A 19,019-nucleotide genomic window follows, 5' to 3' on the forward strand; every position below is an offset into this window, starting at 1 on the left:
CGCGATGCTGTTGACGTTCAAGACAATGGGCGCGCTGCGCTGGGTGCTGGTGGGGCTCAGCGTGATCGTCGCGATCTTCCTGCTGGTGCCGGTGATTTTCATCGTGGCGCTGTCATTCGGCTCGTCCCAATGGCTGGCCTTTCCGCCGCCGGGCTGGACGCTGCGGTGGTATCAGGAACTCTTGGCCGATCCGCGCTGGCTGGCGTCGATGCTGACCAGCGCCAAGATCGCGGCACTGACGACGATCTGCGCCGTGACGCTGGGCCTTCTGACCTCTTTCGCGTTGGTGCGTGGCAATTTCCGGGGCCGCGAGACGCTGCGCGCCGCGTTCCTGACGCCGATGATCCTGCCGGTGGTGGTGATCGGTGTCGCGCTCTACGCCTTTTTCCTGCGGATCGGCCTGAACGGCACGCTGACCGGCTTTGTCATCGCGCACACCATTCTGGCGCTGCCCTTCGCGATCATCCCGATCTCGAACGCGCTAGAGGCGTTCGACAAATCCATCGAGGACGCCGCCATCGTCTGCGGTGCCAGCCCGTGGGAGGCGCGGCTGCGTGTGACGTTGCCCGGCATCCGGCACGGCCTGTTCGCCGGCGCGATCTTCAGCTTCCTGCTGTCCTGGGACGAGGTGGTGGTCGCCATCTTCATGGCCAGCCCGACGCTGCAGACGCTGCCGGTGCGCATCTGGGGATCGCTGCGGCAGGACCTGTCGCCGGTGATCGCCGCGGCGTCCGCTCTCCTCGTTCTATTGACGATCTGCCTGATGATCGTCGCCGCCCTCGTCCAGAAAGGACGGCAAAAATGAGTCCAGAAGGGACAGAAGAAATGACTGACAGCTTTCTGAGCATCAAGAACATCCGCAAAACCTATGGGTCCGTCATCGCGGTCGAGGATGTGACGCTGGACATCGCCAAGGGTGAGTTCCTGACCTTTCTCGGCCCCTCGGGGTCCGGCAAGTCGACGACGCTTTTCGCGATTGCCGGGTTCGAGGCACCGACATCGGGCGAGGTCATCCTCGACGGTCAGGCGCTGCTGGACATCCCGTCGCACAAGCGCAACATCGGCATGGTGTTCCAGCGCTACACGCTGTTCCCGCACCTGACCGTGGGCGAGAACGTGGCGTTCCCGCTGCGCGTGCGGCGCAAATCCGCGTCCGAGATCAAAAGCAAGGTCGCCGAAATGCTGGAGCTGGTGCAGTTGCAGGACATGGCGGACCGCCTGCCGTCGCAAATGTCGGGCGGCCAGCAGCAGCGCGTCGCCCTGGCCCGCGCGCTGGCCTATGATCCGCCCGTCCTGCTCATGGACGAGCCCCTGTCGGCGCTGGACAAGAAGCTGCGCGAAGAGATCCAGACCCAGATCCGGCGCATTCACAAGGAGACGGGTGTCACCATCCTCTATGTCACGCATGATCAGGAAGAGGCACTGCGCCTCTCGGACCGGATCGCCCTGTTCAATCAGGGGCGGATCGAGCAGGTGGGCACCGGTCATGACCTTTACTTCAATCCCGCGACACGGTTCGTCGCAGGATTCATCGGCAATTCCAATTTCCTTGAGGTCGAGGCACAGGGGGCCCGCGATGGTCGCGCCAAGGCGGTTTTCCCGGACGGCACTCAGATGGACGGCGTGCCGTTGCACACCGATGGTGCGGGTAATGAGGGCAGCGTCCTGATGGTGCGCCCGGAGGCGATCCGCCTGGAAACAGCCGCGTCCCAAGGCGCCGGACTGCCGATCCGGATCTTCGACACGACATTTCTGGGCGATGCTATCCAGGTCGACGGTCGCACGTCCTGGGGTCAGACCGTGACCGTGCGCGCCCCCCTCTCGGCGGGCGGCGCGCAAGGTGCCGGGCCGGGAGATACGGTAAATCTTCAATGGAACGCCGAAGAAAGCCACCTGTTCAGCAACGGTTAGAAGAGCACCAAACCCTGAACAGGGCGAACACCAGGTCACAGAGCCGCAAACTCCGGTTATGAATGCGGCAGCCTCGGGGGCCAGCTCGATCCAGGCCGCTTTTGGTGCCAAAAACCCTGAGGATGGACAGCGCTGAGCCTTGGTTTCAAAGTGCCCAGTTACCTCATTTTTACCTTGTCATAAGAGGTCGTAGCCTCTCTACTTGGGCGCATACGGTCCACAAGGGCCTCGCGCGGCGCGTCGAGACTGCCCGCGCTACAAGATCAACCCAAGGGAGAGAGATATGAAATTTACCGCAATTCTTGCCGCCAGCACCATTCTGGCGGGCGCCGCCGTTGCGCAGGACGTCGACAGATCCGACTGGCCCAGCAGCTTCACCGTTGGCACGGCCAGTCAGGGCGGCACGTATTTCGCCTATGGCTCGGGCTGGGCGAACCTTGTGGCCAAGGAGCTGGGCCTGACGGGCGGCGGCGAAGTCACCGGCGGCCCGATGCAGAACATGGCGCTGGTCCATACGGGCGAGGCCGCGTTCGGCATGACCACCATGGGCCCGGCGGCCGAATCGCTGGCAGGCACCAACCCCATCGCGCCGGGGCTGGAAATGACGCAGGCCTGCGCGATGTTCCCGATGTATCAGACGCCGTTTTCCGTGACCGCGCTGGCCTCATCCGGCATCGCGTCGGTCAGCGACATCCCCGCCGGTGCCAAGATCGGCTTTGGCCCCGCCGGGTCCACCTCGGACACCTATTTCCCGCGCATGATGGACACGCTCGGCGTCGAGTACGAGCGCCGCAACGGCGGCTGGACCGATCTGGGCGGGCAGCTGCAGGACGGTCTGCTGGACGTGATCGCCTTTGCGGCCGGCATCCCCGTCCCCGCCGTCAGCCAGCTGGAGGTGCAGACCGACGTCAACATCATCGAGTTCACCGAAGATGAGCAGGCCAAGCTGATCGAGGAGTTCCCTGTGTCGGAATTCACGATCAAGGCCAACACCTACAGCACGCTGGAGGACGATGCGCGCTCGGTCTCGATGTGGAACTTCGCCATTGCCAATTGCGATCTGCCCGAATCCTTCGTCAACGCGGTCGTCGATGTGGTCATGTCCGACAATGAACGCATGACCGGCATCCACAAGGCCGCCGCATCGACGCTGCCCGAGAACTGGGACAAGAACAAAGTGCTGAAATGGCACCCCGGCGCGGCGGCATGGTTCAAGGAAAACGCGGGCGCCGATATCCCCGATGACATGATCTACGGCAACTGAACCGCTTTGGAATCCTGCATGTCGTCCCTTTCGGGGCGGCATGTCCATGCCGCGCATGCGGCACCTCGGGGGAGACGATTTGATGACCGACCAGCACAGCAGCGATCCGCAGGGGCCGATCATCGCAGAGGGCGTGGACGAAGAGCCCATTGACGGCAATCAGCGCGTGTTCGCCGGGCGCACCTACATGATCATGGCGACGATGTCTGCGGTCTATGCGTTCTTCCACATCGCTGCGCTGAACGGCATGTCCATTCAGGAATGGACGGGCGTGCGCATTCCCCTGCTGCCGACCTTCCCGATGGAGACGTGGAATTTCCGCATCGTGCATATCGCGGGCGCGCTGATCCTCGGCTTTACCCTCTATTCCGCGCGCGCCTTTGTGGAGGAGGGCGAGCGCCCCTCGCGTCAGTGGCTGGACATTCTGGCGTGGGCCGCGATGATCCCGGCGCTCTACGCCATCTGGACGGCGTGGGGCATCGCCAGCCAGATCGCCAGCGGCGTGCAATGGAACGGCATGAGCCCCGAGTATAAATCCTTGGAGATTTATCACTACGGCCTGCCCCTGATCGCCGCCACGACCATCGGAATCGTCGTCGGATGGCTGCGCGGGCGCGAACGCGGGCAGGTGGCGGTTGCCGATGTCCTGCTGTCGCTCTGCGGGATTGCGGTGGCCATCTACCTGATCACCATCTACGGCACGCTCATGCGCAACTCGACCGGCACGCCCTTTGCGCCGATCGGGATCAGTCTCGCTGCCGTCGCGGGAACCGCCCTGATCATGGAGCTGACACGCCGCGTTGCGGGCCTTGCGCTGATCGTGATTTCGGGGATTTTCCTGATCTATGTCTTTACCGGCGATATGCTTCCGGGATTCCTCAATGCGCCCAATATCCAGTGGACCCGCTTCTTCAGCCAAGTCTATACGGACGCAGGCATCCTTGGGCCCACCACGGCTGTTTCCTCCACCTACATCATCCTTTTCATCATCTTCGCCGCCTTCCTGCAGGCGTCCAAGGTCGGCGATTATTTCGTGAATTTCGCCTTCGCTGCCGCCGGACGGGCGCGCGGCGGGCCGGCCAAGGTGGCGATCTTTGCCTCCGGACTGATGGGCATGATCAACGGCACGTCTGCGGGCAACGTCGTCGCCACCGGATCGCTCACCATTCCGCTGATGAAGAAGGTCGGCTATCCGGCGCGCACCGCCGGCGCGGTCGAGGCCGCAGCCTCGACAGGCGGGCAGATCATGCCCCCCATCATGGGCGCGGGCGCCTTTATCATGGCCGAGATCACCGGCATTCCCTATACCGACATCGCCATCGCCGCGATCATTCCGGCGGTGCTCTATTTCGTGTCGATCTATTTCATGGTCGATTTCGAGGCGGCCAAGCTGGGCATGCGCGGCATGAACTCGGACGAGCTGCCCAAGCTGCGCGACATGGTCCGCCGGGTGTTCCTGTTCATCCCGATCATCATCCTGATCTATGCGCTGTTCATGGGCTATTCGGTCATCCGCGCGGGCACGCTGGCCACTGCCGCCGCCGCCGTGGTGTCGTGGTTGACCCCCTATCGCATGGGTCCGCGCAGCATCATCAAGGCGTTCGAGCTGGCCGGCATCATGTCGATCCAGATCATCGCCGTCTGCGCCTGCGCGGGCATCATCGTCGGCGTGATCAGCCTGACCGGCGTCGGCGCGCGGTTCTCGTCCGTGCTGCTGGGCCTTGCCGAGGCCAGCCAGTTCCTCGCCCTCTTCTTTGCGATGTGCATCGCGATCCTTCTGGGCATGGGCATGCCGACGACGGCGGCCTATGCGGTGGCGGCCTCGGTGGTGGCGCCGGGCCTCGTGCAGCTGGGCATCCCGCAACTGACGGCGCATTTCTTCGTGTTCTACTTCGCCGTCGTGTCGGCCATCACCCCGCCCGTGGCGCTGGCCAGTTACGCGGCGGCAGGAATATCCGGCGCCAACCCGATGGAGACGTCGGTGGCGTCCTTCAAGATCGGCATTTCCGCCTTCATCGTGCCGTTCATGTTCTTCTACAACGGCGCGATCCTGATGGACGGCACGTGGTTCGAGGTGATCCGCGCGGGCATCACGGCGGTCTTTGGCGTCTACCTTCTGTCGTCGGGCGTGCAGGGCTGGTTCGCCGGAAGCGGGGCGGCATGGTTCATGCGGCTGGGGCTGGTCTTTGGCGCGCTGTGCATGATCGCGGGCGGGCTGGTGACGGACCTGATCGGCGTTGCGGTGGCGGCTGCGCTCTTTGCCATTCAGTGGAAATTCCGCCCCGCCGCCGATGCCCAGATCACGGTGCGCGGGAGCGACTGAACCCGCGCCCGATATTGCATCCGCGCCGGCCGCGACCTAACGTCAGCGCGTCCCATCAAGGCTGCCGACCATGCTGACGATCTTTTTGGCCATCGCACCGGTCTTTGCCCTGATCCTGATGGGCTACGGCCTCAGGCGCGGCGGCATCCCTTCAACCGAGTTCTGGAACCTGAATGACCGTCTGGTCTATTGGGTGCTGATGCCGGCGCTCTTCTTTTCCAAGATCTCGGCCGCCGATCTGAGCGGCGGCCTCGGCGATTACGCGATCCTGCTCTACGCGGGGTTTTTTACCGCGATCCTGTGCGGCTGGCTTTTCGGGCGCGGCGTGGCAGCGGCCAAGGCCAGCTCGCTTTTGCAAGGCAGCGCGCGGTTCAACACTTTCATCGGCCTCGCGATCGCCGAGGCCGTTTTCGGGATGAACGGATTGCAGGTCGCGGTGCTCGGCTCCGCGCTTCTGGTGCCGGTGGTCAATGTCACCGTCGTCACGCTCATGACGCGGCAGTTGGGCGGCGGCGGAAAATCGATCTTGCGCGGTCTTTTAAAAAACCCGCTGATCCTGAGCATCGGTGTCGGCGTCCTGTTCAACCTCGCGGGGCTGAACGAGGTGCCGGTTCTGCATGAAATCGCCCGTATCCTGGGCGATGCAGCGTTGCCGATCATGCTGCTATGTGTCGGGGCGAATCTCCAGATCCGGGGGCTTACCGGGTCCGTTCGGATCATCGGGCTTTCGATGATCGGCAAGTTCGTGATCAATCCGGCGGCGGTTGTTCTGGCCGCGTTGTTCCTCGGCCCCGACCTTCTGACGTTTCAGATCGCGCTGGTCTTTGCCGCGCTGCCAACCGGCGTGGCAAGCTATACGCTCGCGCGCGAAATGCAGGGCGATGCGCCGCTGATGGCATCGATCATCACGACGCAGACGCTGCTGAGTTTCGTGACTCTGCCGCTGACACTTCTCGTCGGTCAGGCGATATTGTCATTTCCCTGATTATCACCCCAATATCTTCGGACGCCTCTCGCTTGCCAAAGCTCAATGCGGTGCCAGCCGTTTCATTTTGCCGGGCAAATGGTTCAACGCCGTGCAAAGCTATACCCCGCAAGCCAACCGGCGATCCAGCCGCCAAGATGCGCCTGCCACGCCAGCCCGCCCCCCAGCATCACGAAAAGCGCGATATTGGCAGCGATCAGTCCCCCGATCGCCGTGAAGATGGGCTGCAAGGGCAGTTTCGCACGCCGACGGAGGCGATAATCCATCACTTGCCACAGCCCGATCAGGCCAAAGACGGCACCCGACGCTCCGATCATCGGCGCGGGGCTGGGCGAGATCACACCGAAACAGGCCGCGCCACCAATCGCCGACAGAAGCAGCACCAGCAATGTTCGTGCGGCCCCGACTTCGGCCGAGACGAATTTGCCCAGTGTCAACAGCACGACGCTGTTCATCGCAAGATGCGCGATGCCACCATGCAGAAAGGCATGGCTGACGAACATGACAGCCGTCTGTCCCGGATAGACCGGCGGTACCGTCCCGGCGAGAACCGGCTGCCAGAACGCGCCCAGCACGAAGGCAGGCCAGCGCAGGCTTGGCATTCCGAAAAGGCCCGATGCGGAAAGACTGAGGACCAGCTCGATCGCTGCCATGATGCCGACAAGCCACCACAGGAAACCCGGCGCCCCGGCTTGCGGCGCCGTGCGGATGATGCGGCGATCTTGTGGTGAATTGGACCTCATGGCTTCCAAGTAGTCGCTCAAGGCGAGGGGGCCAAGGTCAAACCGCCGAAGGTTCCGGCCGAGAAGGCGATCCCGCCAGCCAGACCTGTGGCAGCTTTCTTGCCGGTCGCTGCGCCTTTGTCAGCGGCGGATTGTCAGGCATGGGGCTGGCCATTGCCACGCGGCTGGCTGAACACGGCGCGCGCGTCGCTGTCGGATCGCGGCGCGCGGCGCAGGGGGCGAAGTCGCCGTTCATGACGGTGCCGCTGGACGTGTGCGACGGCGCAGACGTTGCAAGGGCCATGGAGAGTGTCGAGGCCGAACTCGGCCCGGTCGATATCCTGATCAACGCGGCCGGGATCACTGCCGAGCAGGGGGTTGTCGGCCACTCGGACGATCTGTGGCAGCGCGTCATCGACACCAATCTGACCGGCGCGTTTCGCCTGACGCGCGCTGTGCTGCCAGGCATGATCGCGCGTGAATGGGGCCGGATCATCAACATCGGCTCGACCGCCGCGACCGTGGGCTGGGCCGACAATCCGGCCTATTGCGCATCCAAGGCGGGGCTGCTGGGCCTGACCCGCTGCGTCGCGCTGGAGGGCGCGGCGCATGGCGTGGCCTGCACCATGATCAGCCCGACATGGGTCGAGACCGACATGCTGCATTCCGACACCGCGGAGATCGCGGCGCGCGAGGGCAGGGGCCGAAGCAGCGCAGATCTGGTGCGCGAGATCCGCGAGGAGAACCCGCAAAAACGCATCATCCAACCGGGTGAGGTGGCCGCACTTGCCGCATTCCTGTGCCGTGACGAGGCACTGGGCCTGACGATGGACAATATCCAGATCACCGGCGGCGCGCTGTGGTAGCAACGCCCTTCGCGATCGGCTCAGCCGTTTGCCGCCGTGAATGCCGCGTCTAGCCCGTCGGCCACATTGTCGACATCTTGCATCGACAGGCACATGGGCGGCACCATGCGCAGCACCGACTGGTGCGGCCCGGATTTCGACATTATCAATCCCGCATCGCGGCACGCCTCGAAGACGGCGGCGGTGGTGTCGCGGTCCGGCTCTTTCGTCTTGCGGTCCTTGACCATCTCGATGGCCAGCATCAGGCCGCGCCCGCGCACATCCCCGATGGCCGGATGGCGCTGTTTCAGATCGCGCAGCCGCTCCAGCAGGGCGCCGCCGACGTCCTTGGCGTTCTGCTGCACCTTGTCCTCGTCGATCACCTGCAAAACGGCACGCCCCGCCGCGCAGCAAGTCGGGTTTGCGCCGTAAGTATGGAACATGAACTTATCGGCCATGGGTGCGGCAACGTCCTTGCGCGCGACGACCGCGCCGAGGGGGAAGCCGTTGCCGATGCCCTTGGCCATGACCACGATATCGGGGATCACGCCATCAGCCTCGAACGCCCACATATGATCGCCGGTGCGCCCGAAGCCGGACTGCACCTCGTCCGCGATATAGAGCCCGCCCGCCGCGCGCACCCGCTCGGCCGCGCCGCTGAGATAGCCGGGCGGCATCTCGACAATGCCGCCATAGCCCTGAACGGATTCGATGAACATCCCGGCAAGGCGCCCGGTGGTCGCGCTCTGGATCGTGCGGTCAATCTCGTCCAGGTAGAGCTGGGTGCCGGGGCCGAAAATGCCGCGATACTGGTTCGGCTCGGGCACGAAAGCCACGTTGCCGGGCATCCCCGGATGCCGCCAGCCTGAAATGCCGGTGATCGACTGCGCCGCCGCCGTCGGCCCGTGATAGGCCGTGCGCAGCGCCAGAAGGTCCAGATTGCCGGTCGCGGTGCGCGCCATCGTCATCGCCAGATCAATGGCCTCGGACCCCGAGTTGGTGAAATGCACGACCCATTCGATATCGCCGTTTGGCCCCTTTGGCATGGTTGCCGCCAGTTCCTCGGCGAAATGGGCGGGAACGGGGTGGTAGAACATGGTGGTGCAGTGGGTCAGTTCCTGCGCCTGCTCCATCGCGGCGGCAACGACGCGCGGGTGGGAATGGCCGACAGAAATGCACAGGTTCATGCCCAGAAGGTCAGTATATTTGCGCCCCTCCGCGTCCCAGAGATATTGCATCTGGCCTTTTTTGAAGACCAGCGGCTCGCGGAATGGCATGAATTTTGTCAGCGAGGCCGCGTAATAGGCGTCGCGTCGGGCGGCGGTCGCGTCTGTCGTCCAGTCGGTTTTCATCATCGCTCAGCCTTTCAGTCTGGTGTTGTCGGGATCGTATGGGGGCCGCTCCAGCACATGCGCGGCGCAGGGTCGGCCCAGAATTTCAACGCTCAGCCCGCCACGCGCGCTGCGGTCGCGCAGATAGGCCAGCGCCAGCGCCCGCCCCGTGCGATGGCCATACGCGCCGGATGTCACGATGCCCACGACGCGCCCGCCGCGATTAAGCGAATGGGCGTAGAACGGATCGAACCCTTGGGTTTCGATCTCCAACAGGACCATGTCCCAGCGCGCCGGATCTGCTGGGCGGCGGGCCAGCGCCTGTTGGCCGGTGTAGCTGTGGCCGCTCTTGACCATCGCGCCCATGCCGCTTTCCTCGGGGGGTTCGCTCGGTTGTCAGGTCGCTGCTCCAGCCGCGATAACCCTTTTCCAGCCGCATCGAATTGGCGGCAAAAGCGCCATAATAGCCGATGCCGTGGGGCTGACCCGCCGGCTCCAGCGCGAGAAACACATCGCGCGTGTCCCTCGCTGCAATGTGCAGCTCCCAGCCCAGCTCGCCTATGTAGGACACGCGCGCGCAAGGTTTTGCCCGCGACCTGAATGGTCTGCGCGGTCAGCCAAGGGAAGGCGGCAAGGTCCGCGTCTGTCACCTGCGCCAGCACATCACGCGATTTCGGCCCTATCAGACCGATGACGCCGAACGTCTCCGTGACGTTGGTCACTACGACATCGTGGTTCTCTGAGTGCGCGCGCAGCAGGTCAAGGTCCATCTCCTCCGCCGCAGCCGCCGAGCTGAGATAGGCGTGATCTTCGGTCAGCATCGTGACGGTGAATTCCAACTGGGTTGCGCCCGCCGGGGTCAGCGCGTGAGTCAGCCCGATGCGCCCCATCTTCGGCGCGCGGTTGGCGCCCAGACTGTCGACAAAGGCGTACACACCCGGCCCGGTGATGTCGAACTTCGAGAACACCGAAAGATCGGCCAGCGCCGCGCGGCTGCTGGCCGCCTCGATCTCGCGCGCGACGGCGGCAAACCAGTTGGGCCGCCGGAAGCTAAGCGTTGCCACGTCGCCCGGCGTGTCCGAAAACCAGGTGGGCCGCTCCCAGCCATTGGCGGCGCCCATGACCGCGCCGCCGCCCTCCACCACGCCCATGGACGAGCCGGTCAGCAGCCATGCACCGGGCAGGCCATGCGCCGGGCCGACCAGCGGATTTGCGTCGGGGGTAGTCGGGGGTAAAGGTGATCGGGCCGTTCACCACGGATTTGACCCCACCGTTTCTCAGCGCGAGGATGCGCGCCATCGCGGCCTCGATGATATGCTCGACCCGGTCCAGATCGGGGGACATGAGATCGGCTCCGAATTGGGGCGGAACGCCGTCAATGGACCAAGGTTGCACCGCGGTCTCATAGGGCAGACTGCCATCGGCGCTCCACTGCTCGAAGAAAAGAGATGGCCCGACCAATTTGAGCAGTTGAGTTAGGTGGATTTTCCGTTCTTGATCCGGCAGCGTGCCGGGACGAAGGAGCGAAGATGGCAAGACGCCCCAGACGGAACCACAGCTCTGCATTAAGGCGAAGGTCGCGTTGGCGGCTTTGGAGGGCGATAAGACGATGAACGAGCTGGCGACGCAGTTCGACGTGCATCCGAACCAGATCAAGCAGGGGAAGGATCAGCTTCTCGATGGGATGACGGATGTTTTTGATGACAGGCCGAAAGCGGCCAAAGAGCCAGAGATCGATGTCAAATCGTTGCATGCGAAGATTGGCCAGCTGACGCTGGAAAATGATTTTTCGGGAGAAGCGCTCGGCAAGGCCGGTCTGTTGGGGAGTGCAAATAAATGACCAACCATGACCACAAGCTGCGTTTGGCCCGCCAAGCCGAACTGCTCGGGATCAGCCGAGGCAGCCTTTCCTACGAACCGCGACCTGTCTGCGAAGATGACCTCCTGCTGATGCGCCGGATCGACGAGTTGCACATGGAGTATCCGTTTGCGGGCAGTCGGATGATGAAAGGTCTTCTGCGTCAGGAAGGCTTTACCGCCGGACGGCTTCATGTGGCGACCTGTATGAAGCGGATGGGCATCCAGGCCTTGTATCGCAAGCCGAACACGTCGAAACCGGCGCCGGGCCACAAAGTCTATCCCTATCTGCTGAGAAAGCTGGCTGCGGCGCGATCGAACCAGGTCTGGGCCATGGACATTACCTACATTCCTATGGCGCGCGGTTTTGTCTATCTGGTCGCCGTTCTGGACTGGTTCAGCCGCAAGGTCCTAGCCCGGCGGCTGTCGACGACACTGGAAACCGGACCGTGCATCGAGGCTTTGAAAGACGCCATGCGCCACCATGGCAAACCAGAGATCATGAACAGCGGCCAGGGCAGCCAGTTCACATCCATCGACTTCATCAAGACGCTGAAGGACGCCGACATCAAAATCAGCATGGACGAGAAACGCGCGTGGCGAGACAACGTTTTTGTCGAACGGTTGTGGCGGACGATCAAATACGAGGAGGTCTACCTGCGCGCCTACGACAGCGTCCCGGCCGCGCGCGAAAGCCTGGCTCGATATCTGATGTTCTACAACGGCAGAAGACCGCATTCATCGCCGGACGGGCAGACGCCCGATCAGGCATACCCCAACCCGTCGCGACCAATCCCGGTCGCGGCATAACCGAGCGGGAAATCCACTTAAGAAACGGCTCGAAACTGATCAGACAGACCAAACCACCTCCCTGCTCGACACGCAGATTGCGGAACTCGAAGGCAAGCGCGAAAACCTTGTTCGCGCCGTCGAGGACTGCGACCACCCGACGCTGATAGAGCGACTGAAGGAGGTCGAACAGTCCCTGTCCGAGAAGCTTGCGGCGGTCGCCGTGCTTGAAGCCGAGGCACCGCAGCTCCCCGAGGACCTCTCACCGCTCTATCGGAAGCTGATCAACAATCAGACACAGACGTTGGAGACCGAGGGGGTTATCGGGCGCGCAGCCGATGAACTGCGCGATATGATCGACCGGATCGTGGTCATCTGGGATCAGGCCGAACAGGCGCACCGGATGGATCTTCAAGGCAATCTGTTGAAAATGCTCCAAAAAGCAAAGCCCGCCGAGTTGGCGGGCCTTGAAGAAAGTGCGTCTTCGCTAAAGTTGGTTGCGGGAGTAGGATTTGAACCTACGACCTTCAGGTTATGAGCCTGACGAGCTACCGGGCTGCTCCATCCCGCGGCATTTTGTTCCTCACAGGGACGATTGTTTGTCTTGTGAGGATTTATCGAAAGAGAGATACGTTTTATCGAAGGTTTTACTAGGTTTGGCGACGACCTACTCTCCCACGTCTTGAGACGCAGTACCATGGGCGCTACGGCACTTAACGGCCGGGTTCGGGATGGGACCGGGTGTTTTGCTCGCGCTATGATCACCAAACCGAGAAAAACCTTCGAATGTCCAAGTCAGTATACTGATGTTTATGGTGTGTATGACCGATGTTTTCAGAGCCTTGTCACGGTTTGCCCGTGAAGTCTGGCTTTTACTGGATCAAATCAAGCCTATCGAGCAATTAGTACCGGTCAACTGAACGCATTGCTGCGCTTACATCTCCGGCCTATCGACGTGGTGGTCTACCACGGCTCTCAGGGATACCTTGTTTTGAGGGGGGCTTCCCGCTTAGATGCCTTCAGCGGTTATCCTGTCCGTTCATAGCTACCCTGCACTGCTGCTGGCGCAACAACAGGTCCACCAGTGGAACGTTCACCCCGGTCCTCTCGTACTAGGGGCAACTCCTCTCAAGTATCCTACACCCACGGCAGATAGGGACCGAACTGTCTCACGACGTTCTAAACCCAGCTCACGTACCTCTTTAAACGGCGAACAGCCGTACCCTTGGGACCTGCTCCAGCCCCAGGATGAGATGAGCCGACATCGAGGTGCCAAACACTGCCGTCGATATGGACTCTTGGGCAGTATCAGCCTGTTATCCCCGGCGTACCTTTTATCCGTTGAGCGATGGCCCTCCCACTTGGGACCACCGGATCACTATGACCGACTTTCGTCTCTGCTCGACTTGTCAGTCTCGCAGTCAGGCTGGCTTCTGCCATTGCACTCAACGACCGATTTCCGACCGGTCTGAGCCAACCTTCGCGCGCCTCCGTTACGATTTAGGAGGCGACCGCCCCAGTCAAACTACCCGCCACGCAGGGTCCCGGATCCGGATAACGGACCGCGGTTAGACATCAAGAGTGCGAAGAGTGGTATCTCAAGGATGACTCCACAGAATCTGGCGATCCTGCTTCAAAGTCTACCACCTATCCTGCACATCACAATCCTGATGCCAGTGCGAAGCTGTAGTAAAGGTGCACGGGGTCTTTCCGTCTAACCGCGGGAAGCCTGCATCTTGACAGGCAATTCAATTTCGCTGAGTCCACATTTGAGACAGCGGGGAAGTCGTTACGCCATTCGTGCAGGTCGGAACTTACCCGACAAGGAATTTCGCTACCTTAGGACCGTTATAGTTACGGCCGCCGTTTACCTGGGCTTCAATTCAGAGCTCTCACCCCTCCTTTTAACCTTCAGGCACCGGGCAGGCGTCAGACCCTATACGTCGTCTTGCGACTTCGCAGAGCCCTGTGTTTTTAGTAAACAGTCGCCACCCCCTGGTTTGTGCCCCCGGCATCCACTTGCGTGAACACCGGGCCTCCTTCTCGCGAACTTACGGAGGTATTTTGCCGAGTTCCTTAAATGTGGTTCTCTCAAGCGCCTTGGTATTCTCTACCAGTCCACCTGTGTTGGTTTAGGGTACGATCCAGCGATGGAGCTATTTCCAGGGACTGCTAAACGGCCCATCCAATCCGATAAGGATGAACAACCCTCGCAATCCGTCACTTCCATCTGGCCCAGGAATATTAACCTGGTTCCCATCGACTACGCCTTTCGGCCTCGCCTTAGGGGTCGGCTTACCCTGCTCAGATTAGCTTTAAGCAGGAACCCTTGGACTTTCGGCGACAGTGTCTCTCACACTGTTTGTCGCTACTCATGTCATCATTCTCACTAGTGATCTCTCCACGGGATCGCTCACGCGCCCGCTTCATCGAAAGCTTCGTGTCTCCGACACTCATTATATTTTGCGCTACCGCTTCGCTACTTGAGCGCGTTGGTCTCGCAATAAATGAGCTAAAGAGACATGAAACTATGTCACACTACGCTCTGCTACCGCGTGCATTGCTGCACACCCTAAGCTTCGGCTCATGGCTTGAGCCCCGTTACATCTTCGCCGCAGGACAACTTGTTTAGACCAGTGAGCTGTTACGCTATCTTTAAAGGATGGCTGCTTCTAAGCCAACCTCCTGGTTGTTTTGGTCGTCCCACCTGCTTTCCCACTTAGCCATGAATTAGGGGCCTTAGCTGTAGGTCAGGGTTGTTTCCCTCTCGACAACGGACGTTAGCATCCGCTGTCTGTCTGCCATCCAGTACTCCTCGGTATTCGGAGTTTGGTTAGGATCAGTAAGCCGGTGAGGCCCCATTACCCATCCAGTGCTCTACCCCCGAGGGTATTCGGATGACGCTCTACCTAAATAGATTTCGCAGAGAACCAGCTATCTCCGAGTTTGATTGGCCTTTCACCCCTAGGCACAACTCATCCCGACCTTTTTCAACAGGTGTGGGTTCGGCCCTCCAGTTAGTGTTACCTAACCTTCAGCCTGGTCATGCCTAGATCACTCGGTTTCGGGTCTGATCCATCTAACTCATGCGCCCTATTAAGACTCGCTTTCGCTGCGCCTACACCTAACGGCTTAAGCTTGCTAGATAGACCAAGTCGATGACCCATTATACAAAAGGTACGCCGTCACAAGACTGGACACTGATGACAATCACTTCATCGGGATGGAGACGCGGAAATGAACCGTTTCGATGCCGGGGTTGTCGCTGTAGATCCCCGCGTTCGACCGATGGTCGGCGCCAAGGCCAATGCGGACACCCTCCCGGTTCTGGTATCCCAGCTCGATGCCGGAACGCCATTCGATCGGACCGCCCAGATCCTCCTCGCCGCCGCGGGCGTAAAGCCCGGGCATCGAGTGGAATTGTGCGAACCACCGGTTGTTCGGCGTCGTATATGTCGTCGTGTTGCCGATCCCGACCCACAGACCACCCTCGTCGGTGATCGAGGCACCGTAGGTGAACTGGAACGGCCCGCGGGCCATCCCCGTCTGCTTGCGGATGTAGATCTCTTCACCGACGCTGTCTTCCTGGAAGACCAGATCGCCAACGGACAGGCCAAGATAAGGCGTCACCTCGTTCCTGGCAAAGCAGCCATCATTCGGGCAATGGTTCACCCCCATGTTGATCAGCCCCAGAACGAGGCCGACAACCGCGAATGTTCCATCCGTCACAACGGCCAGATCCGACATATTCATTTCCTCATCTCTATATAAAGCATCATTTCTGATGCAGATTGTCATTAGAGTCCAGTCAAGCTCCGACTGATTGTAGGCGTTCGGTTTCAGGTACTGTTTCACTCCCCTCGTCGGGGTGCTTTTCACCTTTCCCTCACGGTACTGGTTCACTATCGGTCAGTAAGGAGTACTTAGCCTTCGAAGGTGGTCCTCCGATCTTCAGACAGGATTTCACGTGTCCCGCCCTACTTAATACGTCCAATCATGCTTCATATACGGGGCTATCACCCTCTATGGCCGTGCTTCCCAACACGTTCTATTCACACTCATGGCTCGGCTGGTCCCCGTTCGCTCGCCGCTACTAGGGGAGTATCATATTGATGTCCTTTCCTCCGGGTACTTAGATGTTTCAGTTCTCCGGGTTTGCTCTTATAAACCTATGTATTCAGTCTATAAGTACCTGTTTCAGCCCGTTATAAGCTGCTCCGAAGAGCAATTATAACAAACTGTCAGGTGGGTTGCCCCATTCGGAAATTCATGGATCAAAGCTTATTCTCAGCTCCCCATGACTTATCGCAGAGTATCACGTCCTTCATCGCCTCTTACTGCCAAGGCATTCACCAAACGCCCTTTTCGCGCTTGATTTGATCCAGAAAAAGACAGACTTGACCGCCCTGCAAGAGGACGATTTCGCCAGTCGCGGCCTCCCCAGCTGGTAACTAAAGGGGGCCCTTATTCCGGAACAAAAGTCATACTTTTCCCGCCTGGACATGACGTCCAGACAATGAACAGCCTTGCGGCTGTTCAGGACTTCGATCCGTGCAGATCTCAGTCCGGGTTAGTGTACTTGACTTGGACAACACTGCTGTTTCAGCCGGCAGACGCATGGACGGTCGAGGAAGCAACCGTGTCATACGCTCGCTGTCAGGCCAAAGCCCTCCAGCACCGAACCGAGGTGAGCCGCTAACGCGCGGACACCGACAGTGTCGTTATTTGTATCTCTCTTTACGATGTAAAACCGTCGAATTCCTCAAGGGAACATCAACGACGTCGATATGACGATCAAACACTGCCACGCAGCGCTTGATGATCATATCGGGCATGGCCCACTTTCCACGGCAAAATGGTGGGTCGAGGAGGACTTGAACCTCCGACCTCACGCTTATCAGGCGTGCGCTCTAACCACCTGAGCTACCGACCCATTCTTTCGGTCAAAGCCACGTGGTGGAGCCTAGGAGGATCGAACTCCTGACCTCCTGAATGCAAATCAGGCGCTCTCCCAGCTGAGCTAAGGCCCCATGCTTTGGAGCCCCGCGCTGGTGGCGCAGGACCTAGTGACTGAAGAGATATGAGGACGGCTCGGCCCATGCTGATATTTGCAAAGCAAATTCAGTTGATGTGGTCGGCTTTGTTTGCCGACCTGCTAAGTTTTCCACGATCAAGAGCAAGCTCGAGATGCCAGGAAAATCCTTAGAAAGGAGGTGATCCAGCCCCAGGTTCCCCTAGGGCTACCTTGTTACGACTTCACCCCAGTCGCTGAGCTCACCGTGGTCCGCTGCCCCCTGTAAACAGGTTGGCGCACGGCCTTCGGGTGGACCCAACTCCCATGGTGTGACGGGCGGTGTGTACAAGGCCCGGGAACGTATTCACCGCGTCATGCTGTTACGCGATTACTAGCGATTCCGACTTCATGGGGTCGAGTTGCAGACCCCAATCCGAACTGAGATAGCTTTTGGGGATTAACCCATTGTCACTACCATTGTAGCACGTGTGTAGCCCAACCCGTAAGGGCCATGAGGACTTGACGTCATCCACACCTTCCTCCCGCTTATCACGGGCAGTTTCCATAGAGTGCCCAGCTTGACCTGCTGGCAACTAGGGATGTGGGTTGCGCTCGTTGCCGGACTTAACCGAACATCTCACGACACGAGCTGACGACAGCCATGCAGCACCTGTATCTCGTCCAGCCGAACTGAAAGCTCCATCTCTGGAGCGACGACGAGTATGTCAAGGGTTGGTAAGGTTCTGCGCGTTGCTTCGAATTAAACCACATGCTCCACCGCTTGTGCGGGCCCCCGTCAATTCCTTTGAGTTTTAATCTTGCGACCGTACTCCCCAGGCGGAATGCTTAATCCGTTAGGTGTGTCACCGAACAGTATACTGCCCGACGACTGGCATTCATCGTTTACGGTGTGGACTACCAGGGTATCTAATCCTGTTTGCTCCCCACACTTTCGTACCTCAGCGTCAGTATCGAGCCAGTGAGCCGCCTTCGCCACTGATGTTCCTCCGAATATCTACGAATTTCACCTCTACACTCGGAATTCCACTCACCTCTCTCGAACTCTAGACCAACAGTTTTGGAGGCAGTTCCGGGGTTGAGCCCCGGGATTTCACCCCCAACTTGCTGATCCGCCTACGCACGCTTTACGCCCAGTAATTCCGAACAACGCTAGTCCCCTCCGTATTACCGCGGCTGCTGGCACGGAGTTAGCCGGGACTTCTTTACTGGGTACAGTCATTATCTTCCCCAGCGAAAGAGCTTTACGATCCTAAGACCTTCATCACTCACGCGGCATGGCTAGATCAGGCTTGCGCCCATTGTCTAAGATTCCCCACTGCTGCCTCCCGTAGGAGTCTGGGCCGTGTCTCAGTCCCAGTGTTGCTGATCATCCTCTAAAACCAGCTATAGATCGTAGACTTGGTAGGCCATTACCCCACCAACTATCTAATCTAACGCGGGCCGATCCTTCTCCGATAAATCTTTCCCCCGAAGGGCGTATACGGTATTACCCCCGGTTTCCCAGGACTATTCCGTAGAGAAGGGCACGTTCCCACGCGTTACTAACCCGTCCGCCGCTAGGTCCGAAGACCTCGCTCGACTTGCATGTGTTAAGCCTGCCGCCAGCGTTCGTTCTGAGCCAGGATCAAACTCTCAAGTTGAAAAGCTGTTGCCAGCTTATCCTTGACGTTCGAACCTCTGCACATATTTGCCCCGACCGGCTAAGGTCGGCGCAATCTGTTTGTCATGTGCTTCCAGTTTCATCAGAAACCGAAAACCCTGCCAAACAGTGAAGCTGACACTGCATCATCGGGTTGCCCCTAGCAGCGCGACATATGTGCAGTTGTAAGTTCATCGAATGAACCAAACCGCCCACATATCTCTTCAGATACCATCAATTTCAAAGAGCGTCGGAGCCAAAAGCCCCAAGACAAATCAAACAAACCGCGCCCAAACCTACGAGCGCCGTCCGCCTCAT

At 60.1% G+C, this 19,019-nt stretch carries 10 protein-coding genes, 3 tRNA genes, 3 rRNA genes and 2 pseudogenes; 7 read left to right on the top strand and 11 right to left on the bottom strand.

The annotated features are described in order from the left end of the window. The first annotated feature begins 4 nt into the window (after positions 1-4). The 5 genes from DC366_RS06970 to DC366_RS06990 all read left to right on the top strand — a co-directional run bounded on the left by DC366_RS06970 (position 5) and on the right by DC366_RS06990 (position 6,483). Positions 5-805 carry an ABC transporter permease gene (locus tag DC366_RS06970; RefSeq protein ID WP_108691492.1) on the top strand — a complete coding sequence of 267 codons (801 nt, stop codon included), beginning with the start codon at positions 5-7 and terminating at the stop codon, positions 803-805. 20 nt (positions 806-825) lie between these two features. Next, the gene (locus tag DC366_RS06975) at positions 826-1,911 is read left to right on the top strand and encodes an ABC transporter ATP-binding protein (RefSeq protein WP_108691493.1); all 1,086 of its coding nucleotides are present in this window, start codon (positions 826-828) and stop codon (positions 1,909-1,911) included. A 283-nt stretch (positions 1,912-2,194) separates the two neighbouring features. Next, the gene (locus tag DC366_RS06980) at positions 2,195-3,175 is read left to right on the top strand and encodes a TAXI family TRAP transporter solute-binding subunit (protein ID WP_108691494.1); all 981 of its coding nucleotides are present in this window, start codon (positions 2,195-2,197) and stop codon (positions 3,173-3,175) included. An 82-nt stretch (positions 3,176-3,257) separates the two neighbouring features. Continuing rightward, complete coding sequence (locus tag DC366_RS06985; protein ID WP_108691711.1) at positions 3,258-5,498, top strand: TRAP transporter permease; 2,241 nt, start codon at positions 3,258-3,260, stop codon at positions 5,496-5,498. A 70-nt stretch (positions 5,499-5,568) separates the two neighbouring features. Next, positions 5,569-6,483: an AEC family transporter gene (locus tag DC366_RS06990; RefSeq protein WP_108691495.1), complete on the top strand. Its 915-nt coding sequence runs from the start codon at positions 5,569-5,571 to the stop codon at positions 6,481-6,483. A gap of 83 nt (positions 6,484-6,566) precedes the next feature. On the opposite strand, the gene DC366_RS06995 is transcribed toward DC366_RS06990, so the two are convergent. Beyond that, on the bottom strand, positions 6,567-7,226 hold the full coding sequence (locus DC366_RS06995) for a rhomboid family intramembrane serine protease (RefSeq protein WP_108691496.1): 660 nt from the start codon (positions 7,224-7,226) through the stop codon (positions 6,567-6,569). Between DC366_RS06995 and DC366_RS07000 the strand changes: the two genes are divergently transcribed. Further along, entirely contained in the window at positions 7,211-8,071 is an 861-nt protein-coding gene (locus DC366_RS07000; protein WP_279305754.1) for an SDR family NAD(P)-dependent oxidoreductase, read from the top strand. The two genes, DC366_RS06995 and DC366_RS07000, sit on opposite strands and share 16 nt — an antisense overlap. Positions 8,072-8,091: 20 nt before the next feature. Here DC366_RS07000 and DC366_RS07005 read toward each other — a convergent pair whose 3' ends face one another. From DC366_RS07005 to DC366_RS20245, 3 genes and pseudogenes are all read right to left on the bottom strand, one after another. After that, positions 8,092-9,405 (bottom strand): aspartate aminotransferase family protein, encoded by a 1,314-nt coding sequence (locus tag DC366_RS07005; protein WP_108691498.1) that lies wholly within the window; start codon positions 9,403-9,405, stop codon positions 8,092-8,094. Positions 9,406-9,408: 3 nt separating this feature from the next. After that, complete coding sequence (locus DC366_RS20240) at positions 9,409-9,747, bottom strand: glycine cleavage T C-terminal barrel domain-containing protein (protein ID WP_243405063.1); 339 nt, start codon at positions 9,745-9,747, stop codon at positions 9,409-9,411. A 73-nt stretch (positions 9,748-9,820) separates the two neighbouring features. Continuing rightward, positions 9,821-10,532: pseudogene (locus DC366_RS20245) on the bottom strand (dimethylglycine dehydrogenase); the annotation flags it as partial. A gap of 378 nt (positions 10,533-10,910) precedes the next feature. Between DC366_RS20245 and DC366_RS07015 the strand changes: the two are divergent. Then, positions 10,911-12,048: pseudogene (locus DC366_RS07015) on the top strand (IS3 family transposase). A gap of 241 nt (positions 12,049-12,289) precedes the next feature. On the opposite strand, the gene DC366_RS19835 reads toward DC366_RS07015, so the two are convergent. From DC366_RS19835 to DC366_RS07045, 7 genes are all read right to left on the bottom strand, one after another. Next, a complete protein-coding gene (locus tag DC366_RS19835; protein WP_165802863.1) occupies positions 12,290-12,466 on the bottom strand; it encodes a hypothetical protein in 177 nt (58 codons plus the stop codon). A gap of 55 nt (positions 12,467-12,521) precedes the next feature. Continuing rightward, positions 12,522-12,598, bottom strand: a tRNA-Met gene (locus tag DC366_RS07020). A gap of 83 nt (positions 12,599-12,681) precedes the next feature. Continuing rightward, positions 12,682-12,796, bottom strand: a 5S ribosomal RNA gene (rrf, locus tag DC366_RS07025). A 112-nt stretch (positions 12,797-12,908) separates the two neighbouring features. Continuing rightward, positions 12,909-16,404 (bottom strand): 23S ribosomal RNA (locus DC366_RS07030). A gap of 479 nt (positions 16,405-16,883) precedes the next feature. Then, a tRNA-Ile gene (locus tag DC366_RS07035) sits at positions 16,884-16,960 on the bottom strand. A gap of 21 nt (positions 16,961-16,981) precedes the next feature. Next, positions 16,982-17,057: transfer RNA gene (locus tag DC366_RS07040), tRNA-Ala, on the bottom strand. 176 nt (positions 17,058-17,233) lie between these two features. Next, positions 17,234-18,702: ribosomal RNA gene (locus DC366_RS07045) — 16S ribosomal RNA — on the bottom strand. The 16S, 23S and 5S rRNA genes sit together here with 3 tRNA genes alongside, the layout of an rRNA operon. Positions 18,703-19,019 lie beyond the last annotated feature (317 nt).

It is taken from the genome of Pelagivirga sediminicola, assembly GCF_003072125.1.
Lineage (GTDB): Bacteria > Pseudomonadota > Alphaproteobacteria > Rhodobacterales > Rhodobacteraceae > Roseovarius > Roseovarius sediminicola.